This window comes from Lysinibacillus sp. RS10, from assembly GCF_041956855.1.
GTDB classification, from domain to species: domain Bacteria; phylum Bacillota; class Bacilli; order Bacillales_A; family Planococcaceae; genus Lysinibacillus; species Lysinibacillus xylanilyticus_A.
On sequence record NZ_CP167122.1, the window covers coordinates 4,196,686 to 4,217,499 of the forward strand.

Annotated in this window: 21 protein-coding genes; 3 read left to right on the top strand and 18 right to left on the bottom strand. The window is 37.7% G+C overall.

Going from position 1 to position 20,814, the window contains the following annotated elements; genetic code table 11:
- Window positions 1-2: 2 nt before the first annotated feature.
- The 17 genes from ACB089_RS21250 to ACB089_RS21330 form a co-directional block, all read right to left on the bottom strand.
- Complete coding sequence (locus tag ACB089_RS21250) at window positions 3-353, bottom strand: hypothetical protein (protein WP_374963808.1); 351 nt, start codon at window positions 351-353, stop codon at window positions 3-5.
- Window positions 346-2,043, bottom strand: a complete 1,698-nt coding sequence (locus ACB089_RS21255; RefSeq protein WP_374963809.1) for a motility associated factor glycosyltransferase family protein — start codon at window positions 2,041-2,043, stop codon at window positions 346-348. Before ACB089_RS21255 ends, ACB089_RS21250 begins: the two co-directional genes overlap by 8 nt.
- A 103-nt stretch (window positions 2,044-2,146) precedes the next feature.
- Window positions 2,147-2,992: a flagellin Hag gene (gene hag / locus ACB089_RS21260; protein WP_374963810.1), complete on the bottom strand. Its 846-nt coding sequence runs from the start codon at window positions 2,990-2,992 to the stop codon at window positions 2,147-2,149.
- A gap of 207 nt (window positions 2,993-3,199) precedes the next feature.
- On the bottom strand, window positions 3,200-3,418 hold the full coding sequence (gene csrA, locus ACB089_RS21265; RefSeq protein WP_223552949.1) for a carbon storage regulator CsrA: 219 nt from the start codon (window positions 3,416-3,418) through the stop codon (window positions 3,200-3,202).
- Entirely contained in the window at window positions 3,418-3,861 is a 444-nt protein-coding gene (gene fliW / locus ACB089_RS21270) for a flagellar assembly protein FliW (protein ID WP_374963811.1), read from the bottom strand. The genes csrA and fliW overlap by 1 nt, the downstream gene beginning before the upstream one ends.
- A 17-nt stretch (window positions 3,862-3,878) precedes the next feature.
- Window positions 3,879-4,442, bottom strand: coding sequence for a DUF6470 family protein (locus tag ACB089_RS21275; protein WP_374963812.1), 564 nt, complete (start codon window positions 4,440-4,442; stop codon window positions 3,879-3,881).
- A 145-nt stretch (window positions 4,443-4,587) separates the two neighbouring features.
- Window positions 4,588-5,502: a flagellar hook-associated protein FlgL gene (gene flgL, locus ACB089_RS21280; RefSeq protein ID WP_374963813.1), complete on the bottom strand. Its 915-nt coding sequence runs from the start codon at window positions 5,500-5,502 to the stop codon at window positions 4,588-4,590.
- A 28-nt stretch (window positions 5,503-5,530) separates the two neighbouring features.
- Window positions 5,531-7,078, bottom strand: a complete 1,548-nt coding sequence (flgK, locus tag ACB089_RS21285) for a flagellar hook-associated protein FlgK (protein WP_374963814.1) — start codon at window positions 7,076-7,078, stop codon at window positions 5,531-5,533.
- Between the two features lie 65 nt (window positions 7,079-7,143).
- Entirely contained in the window at window positions 7,144-7,644 is a 501-nt protein-coding gene (locus tag ACB089_RS21290) for a flagellar protein FlgN (protein ID WP_374963815.1), read from the bottom strand.
- A gap of 27 nt (window positions 7,645-7,671) precedes the next feature.
- Entirely contained in the window at window positions 7,672-7,932 is a 261-nt protein-coding gene (gene flgM, locus ACB089_RS21295) for a flagellar biosynthesis anti-sigma factor FlgM (protein WP_368636263.1), read from the bottom strand.
- 120 nt (window positions 7,933-8,052) lie between these two features.
- The gene (locus ACB089_RS21300; RefSeq protein ID WP_374963816.1) at window positions 8,053-8,466 is read right to left on the bottom strand and encodes a TIGR03826 family flagellar region protein; all 414 of its coding nucleotides are present in this window, start codon (window positions 8,464-8,466) and stop codon (window positions 8,053-8,055) included.
- Window positions 8,467-8,547: 81 nt separating this feature from the next.
- The gene (locus ACB089_RS21305; RefSeq protein WP_374963817.1) at window positions 8,548-9,138 is read right to left on the bottom strand and encodes a ComF family protein; all 591 of its coding nucleotides are present in this window, start codon (window positions 9,136-9,138) and stop codon (window positions 8,548-8,550) included.
- Entirely contained in the window at window positions 9,135-10,502 is a 1,368-nt protein-coding gene (locus ACB089_RS21310; protein WP_374963818.1) for a DEAD/DEAH box helicase, read from the bottom strand. Before ACB089_RS21310 ends, ACB089_RS21305 begins: the two co-directional genes overlap by 4 nt.
- Before the next feature lie 347 nt (window positions 10,503-10,849).
- Complete coding sequence (locus ACB089_RS21315; protein ID WP_374963819.1) at window positions 10,850-11,692, bottom strand: DegV family protein; 843 nt, start codon at window positions 11,690-11,692, stop codon at window positions 10,850-10,852.
- A 346-nt stretch (window positions 11,693-12,038) separates the two neighbouring features.
- A complete protein-coding gene (locus tag ACB089_RS21320) occupies window positions 12,039-12,584 on the bottom strand; it encodes a nuclear transport factor 2 family protein (RefSeq protein WP_374963820.1) in 546 nt (181 codons plus the stop codon).
- A gap of 257 nt (window positions 12,585-12,841) precedes the next feature.
- Complete coding sequence (locus tag ACB089_RS21325; RefSeq protein ID WP_068986512.1) at window positions 12,842-13,516, bottom strand: response regulator transcription factor; 675 nt, start codon at window positions 13,514-13,516, stop codon at window positions 12,842-12,844.
- Between the two features lie 39 nt (window positions 13,517-13,555).
- Entirely contained in the window at window positions 13,556-14,695 is a 1,140-nt protein-coding gene (locus ACB089_RS21330) for a sensor histidine kinase (RefSeq protein WP_374963821.1), read from the bottom strand.
- Window positions 14,696-14,860: 165 nt separating this feature from the next.
- On the opposite strand from ACB089_RS21330, the gene ACB089_RS21335 reads away from it, so the two are divergent.
- The 3 genes from ACB089_RS21335 to ltrA all read left to right on the top strand — a co-directional run bounded on the left by ACB089_RS21335 (window position 14,861) and on the right by ltrA (window position 18,545).
- Window positions 14,861-15,496, top strand: coding sequence for a YigZ family protein (locus tag ACB089_RS21335; protein ID WP_374963822.1), 636 nt, complete (start codon window positions 14,861-14,863; stop codon window positions 15,494-15,496).
- 142 nt (window positions 15,497-15,638) lie between these two features.
- Window positions 15,639-16,688 (top strand): LCP family protein, encoded by a 1,050-nt coding sequence (locus ACB089_RS21340; RefSeq protein ID WP_374963823.1) that lies wholly within the window; start codon window positions 15,639-15,641, stop codon window positions 16,686-16,688.
- Window positions 16,689-17,282: 594 nt separating this feature from the next.
- Entirely contained in the window at window positions 17,283-18,545 is a 1,263-nt protein-coding gene (ltrA, locus tag ACB089_RS21345; protein WP_374963429.1) for a group II intron reverse transcriptase/maturase, read from the top strand.
- 1,043 nt (window positions 18,546-19,588) lie between these two features.
- Here the strand turns inward: ltrA and ACB089_RS21350 are convergent.
- Window positions 19,589-20,662 carry a glycosyltransferase family 4 protein gene (locus ACB089_RS21350; protein WP_374963824.1) on the bottom strand — a complete coding sequence of 358 codons (1,074 nt, stop codon included), beginning with the start codon at window positions 20,660-20,662 and terminating at the stop codon, window positions 19,589-19,591.
- Window positions 20,663-20,814: the final 152 nt, after the last annotated feature.

The window sequence follows — 20,814 nt, forward strand, 5'->3', positions numbered from 1 at the left end:
TTTTAATTATTTGATGGTACTTCATACGGCTTACAGTTTTCGAAAAAGGGTTTAATCTCATATTCAAAAATATCAGCAATTAAAATAAAGTCTTGTATTTCAAGTCCGCTGTTGATCTGTTCTAAAAATTCATGATTTTTTTCCATACTCATTTGATTTTGATATCCAAAATGAGCCAGTTTTTCATTTACCTCTGCTAACCATTCAACACCTTCACTAAATTGCAAAATCATTTGAAGTGCCTCTGTAAAATTATCTGTTTTAATTTTATTTACAATACTATTACAACCATCAATAATTTGATTTAAATATCTATTATAGCTAATTACTGTTTCATTAATTAGTTCATTCATTTATATTCTCTCCTTTTTTTAACAATCCGATTAATTTTTCTAAATGTATCTCAGTTTCTTTTGTTGCTTCTAACATTTCAGAATATAACATTTTATTTTGCTTATAAATACGCGTATATGCATCTATCGATGATTCATTTTTTGTTGGTTTGAAGTACTTTAATACATTTATATTAATTGTTTGAAATGATATTTCGAGTACCGTTCGTTCACTAAATTTCTGTATTTTTTCATCATTTTTATCTAATTTTCTTAAAATATCATTTGAAAAGGTAGTTTTAGAGTTATTTGATTTAAGTAAATCTAGCGATTTTTTAAATAGCTTTTTTAGTTGTACATAATTCTCTTTTTCCTTTTCTAATTCTGGAAGCATTTTTTTTAGATTTTGAGCAAAAGACACATTCGGATTATCTACTCTATCAGTTGTTATCGAATTTTCAGCATATTTATTTAAAAATTCTACAAATGGCATGTTTTTCATACCTTTAATCAATGCCCCGCCTTCTGTACAATTAAAAACTATTCTATTTTCCCCTAGAGTTTTATATAGTTTTTCAAATGATTCTTTCATGGTCATAAATACATAATCACTTAAAACTTTTTCTCCATAATATCCATCGATTTGAATGAAAATTTTTTCACTCTCGCTAATTTCTTCTAACTGTCTTGAATTTTTATTATAATCAGCATGCGTCTTATTATTAGTAAAAGCTAAATCTTGACCAATAATAGATATAGGTCCTGTAGTTATATATGTAGCTAAAGAGTATGCATAATTTGCTACGGATGTTCCTCCTGATAAAAAGGGCACTGGTTCTTCAATAAACTTTTGTAAATGTCTATCCATCGTAGAGTTTGCTGTAAAGTAATAGCCCTCATTACTAAACACCGGACGGATTAAATGATGATTGTACAAAGTATATATTATCTTACTATTGATATTTTTTATATCTTTAAAATGATTAAAATTTGCCTCGCTACCATCTACAGTTATAACGTAGTCAGGCTGTATGTTATTATGTAGTAATGTATTAACCGTTGAACCAGCAGCAATAAGAATTATATTATTTCGATATAATTTCAAGTTATCTAACTGTTTCGTTAAGGAGGGTCCCCCAGAAGCAATAACAACAGGTGCACTATACTTTTCTTTTAATTTTAAAATAGACTGATCTTTTAATATATACTGAAGATTCAACAAATAGTTTTCAGGCCATTGTTTATTGAAAAACCTATGTGTTGATTCTGCTACGAAATCTGAATGCATCTTCTTATTTATAGCATTCAGAACTTGGGAATAAATATAATTATCTATTTTATCGTAATTAGGAGATATTATTACATTGATATTATCAGTTAGCGTAATATTTTCATCTAACTTCTCTCTTATTGCTGCTTCTGAAGATGCTGAAATAACTATTAAATCTTTTAGCTCATCAACTATACTAAGTATTGGTTCAATAACAATGATTTTCTCACCGTTTTTTGCCTTTTTCTGTATAGCTTTTACAAAATGACCAGCACCATACCCATATATTAGCTGTAACCTTTCAGGTTTAAAATTTTTATCTGCGAAATCACTCGCTTCTTTAGACGGGTTATATTTGCTATGTAAAAAATAATCATTAATTTTAACTGTTTTCTCACCGTTTTTGGTATTTAAATATTCTATATAATATTTTGATTCCAATTTATTCACCTCTAAGTCTTTTATCGGTCTTCAAATTGAAATATAAAGAAAAACCTACTCTCTAAGTTAGAGAGTAGGTTTCACATTAAAGATTTTCAATCAATTATTGTAATAATTGAAGAACGCCTTGAGGTTGTTGGTTAGCTTGAGCTAGCATAGATTGTGCAGCTTGAGTAAGGATGTTGTTCTTAGTGAACGCCATCATCTCAGCAGCCATGTCAGTATCACGGATACGTGATTCAGCAGCTGTTAAGTTTTCAGATGCAGCACCTAAGTTGTTGATAGTATGTTCTAAACGGTTTTGAACAGCACCTAATGCAGAACGTTGTGTAGATACTTTTTTGATTGCATTGTCGATTACTGAGATAGCGCTACTTGCAGCAGTACCCGCACCAATCGATGCTTTAGATAAATTTGAATCTAATGCTGAAACTGTCATAGTACCAATACCTAATTGCATTGTTTGACCTTTGTTAGCACCAATTTGGAATGTTAAAGAACCATTTTTTGTTGCTGATGCTGCACCTTGAAGGTCACCATTTAATAATTTCTTTTCATTGAACTCAGTAGTATTAGCAATACGGTCGATTTCCGATTTTAATTGTGCAACTTCGTCTTGTAAGAATTTACGATCAGTATTTTCGTTCGTATCGTTACGAGATTGAACTGCTAATTCACGCATACGTTGTAGGATTGCGTGAGTTTCGTTAAGAGCACCCTCAGCAGTTTGGATTAAAGAGATAGAATCTTGAGAGTTTTTAGTCGCCATATCAAGACCTTTGATTTGAGCGCGCATTTTCTCAGAGATTGCTAAACCAGCAGCGTCATCGCCAGCACGGTTGATTTTGTAACCAGAAGATAATTTCTCAAGGTTTTTAGAAGATTGAGTGTTGTTGAAAGCTAGGTTACGGTGTGTGTTTAAAGCTGAAATGTTGTGTTGAATTCTCATTTGGAATTCCTCCTTGAATGTTTGTTTTTGTCATTCCACATCCGTGTGGAATTTCGGATTAGGTAGTATGTACTTCCTGCACCTTACAATCTATATATCGTAATTAGTTGGAAATGTTTAATAGTTTTTTTAAACTTTTTTTATTTTTTATGTAATAGATTCCGATTTTATATTTCTTATAAAATAAACGACCAAATTATTTGGTCTTTATTTTTTCTTCAGTTGTTCTAAAAAGCTTGATGATGCTGATAACGCTTCTCTATTCTGTGCTTGAATAGCTTCAAAAACTTCCGAACGATGTACTTTGACTGTTTTAGGTGCGACTATACCTAACTTAATTTGTTCACCTTCTACTGCTAATATTTTAATTTCGATTTGGTCGCCAATCATAATAGATTCATCTTTCTTACGTGATAAAACTAGCATTATTTCACACTTCCTTCCAACGATTGCATTGGGTAGCGTAATGGATAGGATTTATTATCCTGAAGAACAATTTGTTTACCACATTTTTCATCCATGTTAATAACTAAAGGTGCAAGTAAATTAATAGTAGAGTCCTGAAGTGTTTCCTTCATTGTGACAATGGCGTACGTTATTACATCTTCTTCATTTTCAATTTGTAGTTGTTCTAGATCCTCTTCACTTAAATCAAAACTATAGTCTTTTTTAAAGGAGAATGGATAAGCAACTACAAAGCCTATTTCAACTTGTTCAACTGATTGTAACAATGCCAATGGATGTTCTTCAGAGATAGGGAGTAGTACGAATCTTTTATGACTTTCTAATCCAAGTAGTCCTTGTTCAAACGTAAGTATGTCTTTTTCAACAATTTCGACTTCACCTAAAAATTTTGTTGTAATTTTCATCTATTCCTTGCGCTCCTTTAAGTGTTGACATCGATGTCGACATCTGGTCTTTGTACCATTGTACCAGTTACTTTTCCTGGTTTGTATTCATGAATTGGTTTGTTCACTTTTGCGTCAATTATTGGATCTCTCCGTTCGATATTGACGTCCGTTGTCCCAGGCGTATAGTCGATTTTAACCGATCCTATAGATGGGACAAATTTCACATTGAATTGTACACGGTGTGGACCATGGTTTTGTTTCGCGATGTTTTGGATTGTCGCACGTCCCTGATCTTTACCAGCGTTCTCCATCATTTGATGTCCCTCTCTAGCTCTTCGTGCCATTCCTTTCAGAGCCTCTTGTTTACCTTTTTCTGCGTAGTTTGCACTTGATTCAATAGGACCGATTAAACCTAAATCACGTCTTGCCTGTGAAGAATCGATTTTTAAAACGCCTCTTGTTGTATTAATTTCCAAAATTGCGGCTGGCTGCTCAATATGCTGTGTTGCATTAGGTTGTTTAATATATTGTTGTGGCTTTGATATATTAAGATCTATTTGAGCATCTGTTGTACGAATTTGAATTTGTGGGAGTCTCATCTACATCTCTCCTTTCAAGAAAAGCGTCTGAACATATTGTCCAAACGCCTTTGGTATTGCCCCTGCCGCTTCGCTTTCGGGGCAGAACTTTTCGCTTCGCGTTTGCCCCTGCCGCTTCGCTTTCGGGGCAGAACCCTAGTAGATTTTATCGGATAAAATCTACTAGGGTTTGCTGAATAATTTTTGCTCCTACAGATAGTGAGGCTTGGTGAATTGATTCTTGTGTAATCATGTCTGTAATTGTCTTAGCATAGTCTGTATCTTCATTGACAGACAGTTGCTTTGTTACATTGACTTCTTGAAGGTCTAGTCGATTCTCCATCATCTCTACACGATTTTGACGAGCTCCGACATCTGCTCTTACGGTCAATGTACTTTCATAAACAGCATCTAAACCAGGTATTGTGCCACCACCACTTGTTAAACCAAGTGTATTTCCAATCTCCGTACCTGTAGCACCGCTTTGTAAAAGTGTTGTAACTTGCCCCATAAAATCATCGATATCCTTAAATAAATCACCACCTGGAGTATTAATATTCATTGGGATGCCATCAAATACGTTGATTTCAATCGCCTTCTGTCCTCCAGTAGTAATTGCTGGGTTTTGTGGTCCTGTTTTATCCGTATAAAGCGGTTGGTTTGTATGCGTACCTGAAAAGATATAGTTTTCACCAACTCTTGTATTGGCAATATCACGCAATTGTTCCTTAAGTTGTTGCATTTCTGAATTTATTTTTTGACGATCGTCAGTAGTATTTGTATCGTTTGCCGCTTGTACAATAAGTTCTTTTACACGTTTTAATGCAGAGCCTGCCTGATCAAGTGCTTCGTCTGTTGTATCTAGCCATGTATGTGCTTCACGAATATTACGTTGGTATTGTTCGTTTTTATCAAGATCTATACGATAGCCCATTCCCTTGACCGCTACAACTGGATCTTCAGATGGTCTCGTAATTTTTTTACCAGAGTCCAACATATTTTGATATTTAGACATTTTGTTGTAACTTGTATTTAAATTGCGTAGCATATTACTTGATAGCATTGATTGTGTGACGCGCATAATTTATCTCCTCTCAGTCAAGTGACTATTATAGCCCTACTCTTCCCATACCATTGATGATTTTATCTAAAGTTTCATCTACCACTGTAATCATACGTGCATTGGCATTGTATGCTTGCTGGAATGTAATCATATTAGTCATCTCTTCATCTAACGAAACCGAGCTCATTGAATCACGGTTATTAGAAATTTGTAAGTGCAATGTTTTAGAGTTGAAAGCACTACGCTCTGCTTCCTGTCCCTTTACTGCTAAATCCCCTACTAATGATTTATAATAGCTTTGGAATGTACCTTGCTTTAAGTTTGCTTGTGCCTGTTTTTGAAGCTCTGCTAACTTACGCATGTTTTGGTTATTACCTTCCTCCCCCGCCGTATCAGATACAGCTACCTGCTTCGGATCGGTAATCTCTACCTTAAAATCACGTGCAGTTGTTCCAGAGAAAAAGTCAATACCTGTACTATTATCTAAACCAACACCTGCACGATGAATTTTGTTAAATTCTGTAATAAACTCATTTGCTAGTTTATCTAAGTTGGCAACCATTTCAGGATAAGTACCTTGTCCACCGCTATGTCCATATGCATCAATTAATGCACGCAATGTTCCTTTACCAGGGTCCATTTGACTGTAATCAATTTTATGAGGTCCAGATGCTGGATCTGCTGGTGGCTCGCCAACAGCAGATATTTTAATTTCCTTAAATTCAAAATAGCCCCCTGTCGCTTGCTCATCTACCTCACCGTCGACGCGCTGATTGTTTGTGTCCATCGTTGCAAGTGCAGCATATTCTCTACCATCCACTAATTTAATAGGTGCGCTGCCATCAGCTGGTACATATGTAATCGTCATAGAACCTTCCGCTACATCTTTTGCTAACCCACCTGATTTTTGCATTGAAATCGATACAGGGATATTTTCATTTAACTCATCTACTAACAAATCACGCGCATCATATAAATCATTCGGCACATAACCACTCGGCTCAACTTCTTGAATTTGTTTATTAATAGCTGCAATTTGTTTGAGAATCGAATTCACTTTATCTGTCGATACTTTAATTTCATTCCCGATATTACCTTGGATAAGTTTTTGCTGTCTATCCATATAATTAAAGGACTCCGCAATTGACTTTCCTTTAGCAATTAATACTTGACGTGCAGCGGCGTCTTTCGGATTATCAATAACGTCCTCCATCGACTTCCAAAAATCTGTGAATGATTGATTAATACCAAACTCTGAAGGCTCTGACATAATATCTTCCATTTGCGCAATCGATTTTGCTGTTGAATCCCAATAACCCAACTTATTCGTTTCTTGACGATATTGACGATCGATAAATTCATCGCGAATACGTTGAATTGACCCCGCTTCAACCCCAGTACCAAGATGGCCTGGATAGATAGGCTGATTTAAGCCTGCAGTTGGAAAGCCAGGAGTCGCTTGCAGATTTACTCGTTGGCGAGAGTAACCTAATGTATTTGCATTGGAAATATTATGTCCAGTAGTATATAAAGCTGTTTGTTGTGTAAACAAACCACGTTTACTAGTTTCTAAGCCCATAAATGTTGAGCGCATTGTTTTTCCTCCCTTTTAGTACCGTTTATAAGTTCAAGCATAGTTTCTTGCGTCCGTGCAAGAAACTATGCTTGCGAATCGAAATATGATTTTTTAGCCATTGAATTTGTGCCGCGTACCTCACTGCCTGAGTAATTGATTTGTTCAGGTTGAGGTCGTAGATTATCTAATGTTAAATTGACAATTTGTAATGATTGGTACACTAGTTTTTGGTTTAAATCATTTTGTTTTTTTAGGTCATTGATGATTAGCAATAATCGATTGCGAACTGCTGATAGTGTGTCTTTATCAGTTTGTTGTTCAGCAGCCTCGATGACATTAGCGACAGTCGTTTTGTCAGTTGAAGCAAATCCTTTTGCTCCAAGGTATTCCGTTACCTGTTTCTGACGCTGTTGCTCTAGCTTGTCGATGGCCGCTACATGTGCCTGCTCATCCTTGAGCAATTGGTTCAGTGCTTCAATATTGCCAACTGTAATGATTTCCGTTTTTTTCATGGCTAGTTCAAGTAAGCTTTTATGCATTCTTTCTAGCGTTGTTAGTGTAGAACAGATCGCTTCTACAGACATATTGCTAAGCACCCTTTCTGATATCCCTTAGAAACGATAATATTTCAGCATATCTTCTGCAACTTTCCGAGCGTTGACTTTATATTCACCAGAAGCAATTCCTTCTTTTAATTGTTGTACGCGTTCTGCACGCTCGGCGCTATATGTTGAAACTCCTTGCATCTCCTGTGCAGCCTTTGAAATTTCGATTTTATCGGCGAAAGATGCCTTGTTTGTGCCTGATTTTACATTGCGCACCTGATTTTTATAGGCGTTTACTGCATTAACCCCATAAGATGTAATTTTCATTTTTTCCCCTCCTATCTAATACGCTATCTTACTATTATTTCGGATTGTCTCACACAATGTTAAGTTTTCAAACATAAAAAAATGTGCTAATTTTGTTTAAAATTAACACACTTTAAGCGTTTAGCGTTTTCGTTCTGAGTGATATGTTGCACGATCATGTTGTACTACATTTTCACGGAACTCCTTCGCCGCTTCAAATGTACGTAAATCCGCCTTCAATTCATCTTGGCATTTTGTACACAGTTTGCCTGTTGTCGTTAGATGACCACAGTTGTCACACGGGTAGCCAAGATTAGGAAACATCGCCGTCTGTAAACGACCCTTGCGAACCCATTTATACAATAGCGCCTCTTCAGCTCCTGTTGCTTCAACAATACGTTCTACTGTCGCAGCACGGTTTTCACGTTTACGTAAAAAGCGATAAACGATTTGATATAAGTCTTCTTCAGATTGAGCGCATTTATGACATACTTCTCTAACCCCAGTATAATTAAAAAACTCATTACATTTCGGACAATTGCGAACCTCTGCCATTACTCTTCCTCCTCTCGCATAATAACAGTAAAATACGAATCATGTATATTCGTATCTATTATACATGACGCATTAGCATTTTCATCCATTAATTAATGTGAAGCTTTGAACATTTCGGGCACCTGCATGTAATAAAATCTCGCTGGCATGCCGCAGCGTAGTTCCTGTAGTTTTTATATCGTCAAAAAGAAGATATTGTTTATGCTCTACATGTGCACCAACCATCAGACGAAAAAGAGGAGCTGTTTGTACTCGCTCCACTCTATTTTTGGAGCTTTGCGTTTCTGTTGTCGTCTTTTCTAAAAGTTGTATAAAAGGAATATTGGCAGCCTTTAATAGCTCCTCCATATGTGAGAAAGTACGTTCCTTTTGTTTAATGGGATGCATAGGAATCGGTATAATAGTAGCTTTTTCATTTTTGAACCGTGCATATAGCTCTTGCCGAAATACTTTTGCGAGTGCTACATCCTGAAGAAATTTATATTGATGCAAATAATCCTTCATCGCTTCGTTGTATTGGAAGAGTGCTGTTGCTGTTAGCGAATGTTCAAATCGAGCTGAGCACTTATCACAAATGGTTGGTTGAAAGTGGTTTGTCAAAAGCATTCTCCAAGAAATTACTGGTTGCAAAGGCTGTGAACATAATAAGCACAGTGTTTCAATTTTATTCATTGCAAAAATCCTTTCTTATTGTAATAAAGAATTTTCGTACGCGCATCATCCATTTCAGTTGTAATGCCATGATGAAAAAATACAACGTCTCCATCTGCAAAATCAGCATTTCGACCAACTCGCCCAGCAATTTGTATAAGTGCACTGGAAGTAAAAATAGTCGATTCCGCCCCAATAACGGCAACCTGTACATTCTTTATCGTAATACCTCGTTCTAAAATGGTCGTTGTGAGTAAACCCGGAACTTCTTCATGGCGTAGTTTAAGCACTTTTTCTTTACGATCAGGATCTTCGGCATGGACTGCCAAAATGCTTGCATCTAATAACTGAAAAAGAGGCGTAGCTATTTTCATTAACTCTACTTTCGGGAAAAATAATAGAAATGGTTCTTTATGTGCAAGACGATCCTCCGTCCATTGTTTTAGCTTTCGCGGGATTTTCCCTCGTTTCAAGCTCTTTTCATAGCTCCATAGGGCATCAAATCGAGGGACTGGTAATGAACGATTATGGTAACGTTTCGGGATGAATGAATAACTTTTATTTTGATACTCAGTAAGTAATTTTTGTGAAGGTGTTGCCGTGACAAACAATATTGGTGCGTTTTCCGTTTTTGCTTTTTGTACAGCTCTTTGTAACGTTTCGTCAAATGTATACGGAAATGCATCCGCCTCATCAACAATCATGACATCAAACGCTCGTTCAAAGCGATAGAGCTGATGAGTTGTAGCTAACACTAGCTGCGCATAGCCCTCCTGCTTCGGTGATCCACCATATAAAGCATGGATGGTCGTTTGTGGGAAGACCTTTTGAAAGCGTGGAAATAACTCTAATATTACATCTGTACGAGGCGTAGCAATACACACTCGTAAACCCTGCTCTAAAGCATAATGAACAGTTGGGAAAAGCAACTCTGTTTTACCCGCCCCACATACAGCATGTAACAAGTGGGAACGTTTTACCTTCACACTTTCTAGCAATTCATTTGCTGCCTGCTGTTGCAGCACGGTAAATTGTCCTGCCCATTTGAGTGGATGTTTTTTTGTTCTAATTGCAGATGGGCCAGTCCAGATCATCAATTGCGTACAGCTACTCACTCTGCCCATATTCAAACAATGTCTACAATAGATACATTGTTGCTGGCACTTCGAACATTCAAACGTTGTAAATTGCTGCACATCAATATTATGGCAACGGTTGCATTTTAGATGTGGCACTTTTTGGATTCCTTCTATTATAAGGAAGTAGTTATGATGGATCGCTTTCTCGATATCTTCCTTTGAAAACAGGGAATACTCCTTTAACCAAATACGTCCTTCATGAAAATCTCGTAATGCAAGTGGCAACAACCAACCTTTATATTTCATTGCTGTGCTCCTTTCAGATAGGTGATTTTTTTCAGCAGTTCTTTAGCGGCGATATTCTCGAGTTTACCGGCGATTTTGGCACTTTTACCGGCGATGTTCTCGGGTTTACCAGCGATTCTCGGACTTTATCAGCGATTTCCACACGTTTATCAGCGATTCTCGGACTTTATCAGCGATTTTCACAGATTTATCAGCGATTCTCGGACTTTATCAGCGATTCTAGATCTTTTATCTGCGATATCCACACGTTTATCAGCGATTCTTTCGTTTCTTCTGGCGAAACCGGATACCTCCTAAAATAACAAAAAAGCCTCTACATTTTTTTGTAGAGACTTTCTCATTTAAGGTTATTTTTTTATCCAGCCTAACCCCATCGAACCTTCACCTAAATGTGTGCCGATCACGGGACCGAAATAGCTCAATTTAAAGTTAACGTTTGGGTAGGTTGCCGCTAGTTGTGCTAGCCATTCTTCCGCTTCAGCTTGGCAATTGGCGTGGATAACAACAGCGTCCATTGCTTCATACTTTTTAGCATCCTCAGCCATTAGCTCCTCCGCACGCCTTAATGCTTTTTTACGCGTACGAATTTTTTCAAAAGGTACAATGACCTTGTCCACAAAATGAAGCACAGGCTTTACTTGTAATAAGCCACCAATTAATGCAGCTGCCGAAGACAGACGTCCCCCACGTTGTAAGTGCGCTAAGTCATCTACAATGAAGTAAGCTCGGGCATACTGCTTCATGTCCGCTAATGTAGCAAGTATTTCTTTTGCTGAACAACCTTGTGCAGCCATTTCAGCTGCTCGTAAAACATAAAAACCCTGTACCGCACAGGATATTTCAGTATCAAAAGCGTACATATCAATGCCTTCCACCATTTCGCCTGCTTGAACTGCACCATGATATGTTCCACTGATTCCACTTGATAAATGAATAGATACTACCTCATCATACTCGTTTGCCAACTCTTCAAAGAGAGAGACAAATTCTCCGATTGGGGGCTGCGTTGTTTTTGGGAATTCTTTTGCCCCACGTACTTTATCATAAAATTCAGATGCCGTGATATCTACTTCTTCTGCAAATAATTGCCCCGAGATATTTACACTTAACGGAATCATATGAATGTTTAAGCGTGCTCGTTCCTCAGCCGGAATATACGCAGTACTATCTGTTACGATTGCTGTCCTCATTCATGTCCACTCTCCTATTCTACTTAGTTTACAATAAAAAGAAATGAATGTGAAATGAATTACGACATTGCGTAATCTCGTCTGAATAGGAGTAAGTACGATTTACTCTTCGGCATTCTAGACGTCTGCCAGGAACTTATTGTCCAATAAGTTTATCCTAGCATCCATTTCACATTCATTATCTATGTATGATCAATTTCGCCTTGGCGTAATTGCATCCGGAGGCATTATCTTCATTCAGTAGGTGTTTGGAAACTCCGAAAAGGGACCACATCCACATTCATCTGCTGAATGAAGATAACCTCTTTGCGAAACTGCGTTGAATCCTCCAGAGGTTGTCTTATTCTTATTTGCCAGTGCTTGATTTAGAGTCATCTCCAATATAATAGACGCTCGTTACCTTCCAGGCCCCGTCTTCTTTTACAAAAACAGTTACCTGACGCCCTGCACTTTCATGTTCGATGTTTGTTTCAAGCTGCAGGGAATGTAGTGTCATATTGGCAAAGACCTCCGCTTCTTCGTCCTTATATTTCGCAATGGTCACATTTGCTACTTCACGTTTACTATCAAATTGATCGAAGGCTTCAGTTGCATAAACCTTCTCTTCATCATACTTAAAGCCTCTTGGATCCTTCGCTATTGTTTGCATATAACGATTGATTTCTTCTTCATTTAATGCTGCAATATATTCATCAAAAGCTGCTAAAATTGCTTTTTCTTCTTCTGCTGGTACATTCGTAGCTTCTTCTACATTATCGCCCACCATTTCAAAACCAACAGTTCCATCTTCAATCGTTTTTGCACGATCTTCCGTACTTATCTCTTCATCTTTATTACCACAGGCAGTTAACATTAATAAGGTAAAAACTGCTAGAAAACTTTTCTTTAACATCAAAAAACCTCCCGCGCATATTGTAGCATATAAATCCTACTGTAGGAATTTTGTTGTGAATTTTCAACATTTGGGTGCTACATCTTTCATATGACGCCCACGATTTTAAAATGTTGCACATTGAGTGATCTCTAAAGTTAAATAGCTACACTTTTAACAAGATCCGCTACAGGTGTTCGACCATAAAAAAACTGCTTTAAAAACTACTACATAATATAGTAGCCTTTAAAAACAGCTTTTAATTTAATGTTATGCAATTAGCGTACTTCAACCCAGCCGTTTTTGATAGCTGTAACGACAGCTTGCGTGCGGTCGTTTACATTCATTTTTTGTAAAATGCTTGAAACGTGGTTTTTAACTGTTTTTTCAGAAATAAACAGCGTCTCACCAATTGTACGGTTAGATTGACCATCTGTTAATAATTGTAATACTTCACATTCACGTTTTGTTAGTAAATGGAATGGGCGACGAATTTCTGTTTGATGGAAATTACCTTTATTTTCATGCTCAGAAAGTCGACGGAATTCCGCTACTAAATTTTTAGTTACCTTTGGATGTAGATAAGATCCACCATTTGCGACTACTTTAATGGCTTCAACAATTTCGTCAGCATCCATCTCTTTTAGCATATAACCAAGTGATCCCGATTTTAGCGCGTGTGTTACATATGTTTCATCATCATGAATTGATAACATAATAACCTTTGCATCTGGGTATTCACTAATTAAATCAGCCGTAGCTTCTACTCCATTTTTACCCGGCATATTAATATCCATTAGTACAACATCTGGTTGATTTTCAGCATATAATGACACCACATCCGCACCATCATCACCTTCTGCTACTACATCAAACGTATCCTCAAAATCTAAAATACGTTTTACTCCTTCGCGGAATAGCTGGTGATCGTCTACAATAATAATCTTCGTCATTTATCTTTACCCCCTAAATTTCTCCAACAATTGCTTCATCTATAACGGAATTTTAAATAATACCGTCGTCCCTCGATTTATCTCACTTGTAATGGAGATTGTACCATTTAAAATATCGATACGTTCTTTCATTCCTAAAATCCCAAAGGAATGATCTCTAACTACCTGTGGATTGAAACCTATGCCATCATCCTTTACAACGATATTTACGGCATTGTTCAACCACTCAAATTTTACCCAAATCTCCTTACATTTTCCGTGCTTCATGGCATTAGTTACACATTCTTGCACTAATCGGAAAATAGACACTTCATAGTTTGATGGTATACGCTTTTCGGTGCTTCTCGATTGGAAATGAACTTCAACACCAGGATTATATTCAGTCACTGTCGATACGTACTTCTTTAATGTCGGAACAATTCCCAAATCATCAAGTGCCATTGGTCTTAGATCATAAATAATACGTCGCACCTCTGTTAATGCATTACGCACCGTTTTCTTTAAATCAGCAATTTCAGCCAAAGCATTGTCAATGCCCTTCTCACGATACGTTCTATCTATTAAATCAGTGCGCATTAGTACATTTGCCAGCATCTGAGCAGGCCCATCATGAATTTCCCTAGATAAACGTTTTCGCTCTTCTTCTTGCGCTGCGATAATACGTATACCAAAGTCTTGTTTCATTTTTGCTTGTTCAAGTGCTAAACCAACATTTTTCAAATCTGAAGTTAAGTAATTCAAAACGACATTTACTTGATTGACAATATGATCTGCTCGTTCAATCGTATCGAGTAATCCTCTTAATCTTCTCTCTAGATCATCTCTTTTATCGCGCAGCTGCTTTTCTTGAGTTCTAATAACGGAAAGCTTCACTTGAAAATCCTGTGCAGTTTCATATGCTTCTCGAACTTGTTCTTCGGTATATTTATTAAAAGCTTTACTCACTAGCACAAGTCTTTGCTTAGCAAGCTGGGTACTTTTTTCTAAAGAATCACCTTCATCAATCACAATTGAAACTTGTTCTCGAACAATTTCTAGCTCTTTTCGCATATCTTCGAAATTTCTTCGGCTTTGTTCACTTATAGTAAAGATATCATCTTTTGAGCTCATGATTGTATCTATCATTCGATTAAATATGTCATCAAGCGACTTTAAATCGAAGGTATCAGTTGAAAACATAATGTACTCCCCAGTCTAATGTCTTATGATTACTTACTATTTTAATAGACCAATTTCATATATTCTATAGTCTATACCTATTATAGCATCACCCAGTTAAAATTTAATGCTTTTTCTTTATGAAAATTATAGAATAGAACTCTACCTAAAAGGAGATTGATACTGATGAGAGAAAACTATTTAACAGTAAAAGGATTCGGTGAAAGCGAAATTGTTATTTCAAAATCTCGCTTTCTTACTTATATAGAACGTGTCGAAACAGAAGAGGATGCAATTTCTTTTATTGACCGCATAAAGAAAATACATCATAACGCGACACACAATTGCTCAGCCTATATTATTGGAGAGCATGATCATATTCAAAAAGCAAATGATGACGGGGAACCAAGTGGCACAGCCGGCGTCCCTATGTTAGAAGTCTTAAAAAAACAAGGTTTAAAGGATACGGTCGTTGTCGTCACACGCTACTTTGGTGGCATTAAACTTGGTGGTGGCGGTCTTATTCGTGCATATGGGAAGGCGACAACAGAAGGCTTACTTGCTGCACAAGTAGTTGAACGTAAGCTTCATCATTTTATGAACATTGCCATTGATTACACATGGCTTGGTAAAGTAGAAAATGAAATTCGAGGTTCTTCGTATACATTAGAAGAAATTCGCTACTTGGAAGGCGTTGAAATCATTGTATCCGTGCTAAAAGAGGAAGAAGAACAGTTCCGAAATTGGGTGACGGAAATGACAAATGGGCAGTCAACCATTTCTTTTGAAGACGCGCAATTTATCGAATTTGTTGTGAAATAAATAGTTTTAATTGTCGAAAACTAAATATCCATAGTATAATTTTAATGTTGAGCTATTTTATCGTTTATATCTAAATGTATTTGAATAAAGTTTAGTTTAATCCCATCATTATTCCCAAAATTCAGAGGAGAATATATCAAATATGAAAAATAGAACTAACTATAAAAGCAAGAAGAGGTCTTCTAAATCTTCCCTAATTATAAAAGTATCGCTTCTTCTTGTTGCAAGTTTAGTAATATGTGTGACGGCTTACGCAGTCTATATTACGAAGCAAGCAGAACATGCAGTAAACTCGGCACATGAAGAACTAGAGGGTCGAGAAGTTTCTTCACTCCGTGAAGAAAAAGTAAAACCAGTAAAAGATAATGTTTCCATCCTATTTGTAGGTGTTGATGATAGTGAAAATCGCGGGCAAGGTTCCGAAAACTCTCGTTCCGATGCACTAATTCTAGCAACATTAAACAATAAAACAAAAACGATTAAAATGCTAAGTATCCCTCGTGATTCATATGTTTATATTCCTAATTTAGGCTATGAAGATAAAATTACACATGCACACGCAAATGGTGGTACGCTTTCAACAATTGAGACGGTAGAAGGATTTTTAGAAGTTCCGATTGATTATTATGTTCGTATGAACTTTAACGCATTTATTGACGTTGTTGATGCATTAGGTGGAATCGAAGCTGAAGTACCGTATGCTTTACACGAAAAAGACGAATTCGATCGCAATGCAATTAACTTAGAGCCTGGTTTACAGCATTTAAATGGTAGTGAAGCACTAGCACTTGCAAGAACGCGTAAGCAAGACAGTGATATTGAACGCGGTAAACGTCAACAAGAGATCTTAACGGCCATCATCAGTAAAGCTTCTTCTGTAGAATCTATTGCAAAATACGATGATGTCATTAAAGCGCTTGGCGATAACATGAAGACAAACATGACATTCAGTGAAATGAAATCATTCCTATCTTATTTAACACAAGGAATGCCACGTATCGATTCTTTAACACTAGAAGGTTCAGATGATATGTCTACTGGTGTTTACTACTATAAATTAAACCAAGAATCGGTCGATGAAATATCGGAAACACTTAATAACCATCTTGAAAGAGATAAAACATCTACTAGTCTAACTAATAACAATACAGATAACGATAAAGATAACGCTGTTGACAAAGATGCACAGTAACTATAAAAGCCCTTTCCACTTTATGTGGAGAGGGCTTTTATGTGTGCGCCCGGCATGCGTATGAACTATAGGGTGCAAGTCCCGAACCTCGAAGACAGAAGTAGAGGTTAGCCAAGAGCAAGGGTGTCCGTGGCGACGCGGAATCTGAAGGAAGCTGGAGGCAAAACACCGGTCCGAGGAACACAAATCTCATATAAGGCTAGGTATGATTGGATGAGTGTGCACAACAACACAAAGTCCTTTCTGTCGAAGGTCATATCGAGTAAATGAGGCGGATAGATGGTGTGAAAGTGCATACGCTTACCCGGGGAGGTCTGATGGAAACGCAAAGTACACTTTGTAACCTACTTAGCGATAGGTAGCTGAACCATCAGAAGTCAGCAGAGGTCATAGTACCATTCACTTCTAGAATGAATGGAAAGGACCGAACAATTCGGAGAGAATAGCCCTTGGCATGCAGTTTTCTATGATAAACACAGAAAATCCAGAAGGACCGACTTAATGGAGGTAATGGTGAATCCCATGAGGGACATTGAGCGGGTGCAGTAGAAACTGTTATAAGAAGACAAGCTATTCACGGAGGAGTCGAACGAGATGTTAATGAATCAAATTTTATCACGAGAGAATCTGCTTCTCGCACTCAAACGGGTGGAACGAAACAAAGGGAGTCATGGAGTAGACAAAATGCCCGTAAAATTCCTACGACAGCATGTAGTCGAAAACTGGCTAACGATTAAGAAGCAAATTCTTGAGGGAACCTACCAACCACAACCAGTTCGCAGAATCGAAATCCCGAAACCTGACGGCGGTGTGCGACTATTAGGAATCCCAACCGTGACAGACCGACTCATTCAACAGGCAATTGCCCAAGTGCTATCCAACCTATACGACCCGAACTTCTCGAATCATAGTTACGGATTTCGACCAAAACGAAGTGCTCACGATGCAATCCGAGAAGCCAAAGGCTATATAAAAGAAGGATATCGCTGGGTAGTAGATATGGACTTAGAGAAATTCTTCGACAAAGTAAACCATGACCGTCTAATGAGTACATTAGCGAAGAAAATTTCTGATAAACCTCTACTCAAGCTGATTCGTAGATACTTGCAATCGGGTGTCATGATAAATGGTGTCGTTTATGATACAGATGAAGGAACACCCCAAGGGGGTCCACTGAGTCCACTTCTCTCAAACATTGTGCTGGATGAATTAGACAAAGAATTAGAGAAACGTGGTCATAAATTTGTCCGTTACGCCGATGACTGCAATATTTATGTGAAAACAAAACGAGCAGGAGAACGAGTGATGGCAAGTATCAAAACCTTTATTGAGAAGACGCTGCGATTGAAAATAAATGAGAAGAAATCCGCAGTGGCTCGTCCTTGGCAACGTAAATTCCTAGGATTTAGCTTTACCTCCCGCAAAGAACCACAAGTTCGAATTGCGAAAGAGAGCATAAAGCGAATGAAGAACAAAATTCGGGAATTAACAGCTAGAAAGAAGCCATTTCCAATGGAGTACCGAATTCAACAATTGAATCAATACTTAATTGGGTGGTGTGGCTACTTTTCATTAGCGGATACGAAATCAATATTTGAATCACTGGATGGATGGATTAGAAGAAGACTTCGCATGTGTTTATGGAAGAATTGGAAGAAGCCTCGTACGAAAGTGCGCAACCTTATTCGCTTAGGAGTTCCAGACTGGAAGGCTTACGAATGGGGCAATACTCGCAAGAGTTACTGGCGTATTTCGAAAAGTCCAATATTACACAGAACCCTTGGTAACTCTTATTGGAGTAACCAAGGGCTCAAAAGTCTGCAAGCTCGTTATGAAATCTTGCGTTATTCATCTTAATTGAACCGCCGTATACGGATCCGTACGTACGGTGGTTGGAGAGGTCGGGAGTTAGTCACTCCCTCCTACTCGATTGTTGAAAAACTATTATGTCAATGAAATTAATGTATCTAATTAAGTAAAATATGGCTCTTCAGCAAAATGAGGGGCTGTCTTCCGTTCCGACTGAGCGTTTCCTGTGGGAGTCCGATGAGCCGCTTGGGTCAACAGATGTTTTTTGTGCGAAAGCGTAGCGGCAGCAACATGTGGTTTTTGTGCGAAAGCGTAGCGACAGCAACATGTGGTTTTCTGTACGAAAGCGTAGTGCAAACGTAGCGGCAGTGACATGTGGTTTTCTGTGCGAAAGCGTAGTGCAAACGTAGCGGCAGTGACATGTGGTTTTCTGTGCGAAAGCGTAGTGCAAACGTAGCGGCAGTGACATGTGGTTTTCTGTGCGAAAGCGTAGTGCAAACGTAGCGGCAGTGACATGTGGTTTTCTGTGCGAAAGCGTAGTGCAAACGTAGCGGCAGTGACATGTGGTTTTCTGTGCGAAAGCGTAGTGCAAACGTAGCGGCAGTGACATGTGGTTTTCTGTGCGAAAGCGTAGTGCAAACGTAGCGGCAGTGACATGTGGTTTTCTGTGCGAAAGCGTAGTGCAAACGTAGCGGCAGTGACAACAAAAGCGGAGGAAACGGCTCGACACTCGTTCACAGGAAAGCGAGTAGCATGGAATGGAAAACACCCTCATTTACCCGAGCAGCTTTCCTCCTTACCCAAGCTCTTCTCCACGCTATCTGAGCAGCTTTCTACCTTACCTGAGCATTTTTTCGTGGACCCTAGCAACTTACTACTCTATCTGAGCAATTTCCTTGTGGATCCGACAAATTTCCATTCTACTTGAGCAGTTTCCTCGTAGACCCTAGAAATTTCCCTATCGACCTATACTGTTCTCCACTCTACCCAAGCTAAACTCACGTGGATCAAGATTTTCTTCACTCCAGTTCCCCATAAACTCCATAAAAAAAAACAATCACACATTAAAAATGTATGATTGCTTTAACATTTTATTTATTAAATATCCGCACAAAATTTAATAGCGGCTTATAGTTTTTACCTGCGAGTCCGATGATTTCAACAAAAATTTCAATGGCAGTTAATATGACGGCTATGAGTAAAATCGCTCCCCATACTTTTGCCATAGAGAAAATAACGGCTGCCAATCCAAACATCATAGCAATCCCATAGATAAGGAGTACTGTTTGACGATGTGTGAAGCCCATATCCAGTAAACGGTGATGTAAGTGTGATTTATCTGGATCAGACCATTTTTTCTTCATGCGCACACGACGAACAATCGCAAAGAATGTATCAGAAATTGGTACACCTAGAATAATAATTGGGATAATTAATGAAACAAATGTTACATTTTTAAAACCAAGTAACGCCAGCACGGATATCATAAATCCGAGGAATAATGCCCCTGTATCCCCCATAAAGATTTTTGCTGGGTGGAAATTATAAAATAAGAAACCACTTGATGCTGCTGCTAAAATGGCTGCAATTGCTAAAACAAACATATTGCCCATATTAAATGCCATGACCGCTAATGTAATAAGAGCAATCGTTGAAACCCCGGCAGCTAGACCATCTAAACCATCAATTAAATTAATGGCATTTGTAATTCCAATAATCCAAAGAATTGTTAAAGGGATACTTAGTAATCCAAAATCTAATTCACCTATGAAAGGTAAGTTAACCTCGTCAATTTGAATGCCACCTACAAAAATAACGATAAGTGCAGCAGCAAGCTGACCTAGCATTTTCGCCTTTGCAGAAATTTCACGCATATCATCAATGACGCCTGTTGCTACAATAATACAGGCTCCTAGAATAATCGCCAATAAACTATATTCACTAGTATGCCACGGTAATACGCCTATTAAAAATGGATATAGCATAGCTATGCCTATTAAAAACGCAAGGAAAATCGCTAATCCGCCAAGTCTTGGCATAATTCGTGCATGTACTTTTCGATAGTTTGGTGCATCGACAGCACCTATTCTGAACGCTAATCGTTTAACTAGTGGAGTTAACAATATGGAAGCAATGAATGCTGCTATTAAAGACACGTAAAGCATGTCTCTCCTCCTCAAAAATAATCTACATTTAAATCCAAATTGATTATAGCACGAACGAGCGCCGAAATATACTTTTTCTATTTAATTTCCACCATTTCACAAATATTTTTCTTCTTTTTGAGAATGGTAGAATGCTGCATGTCAAATGTAGT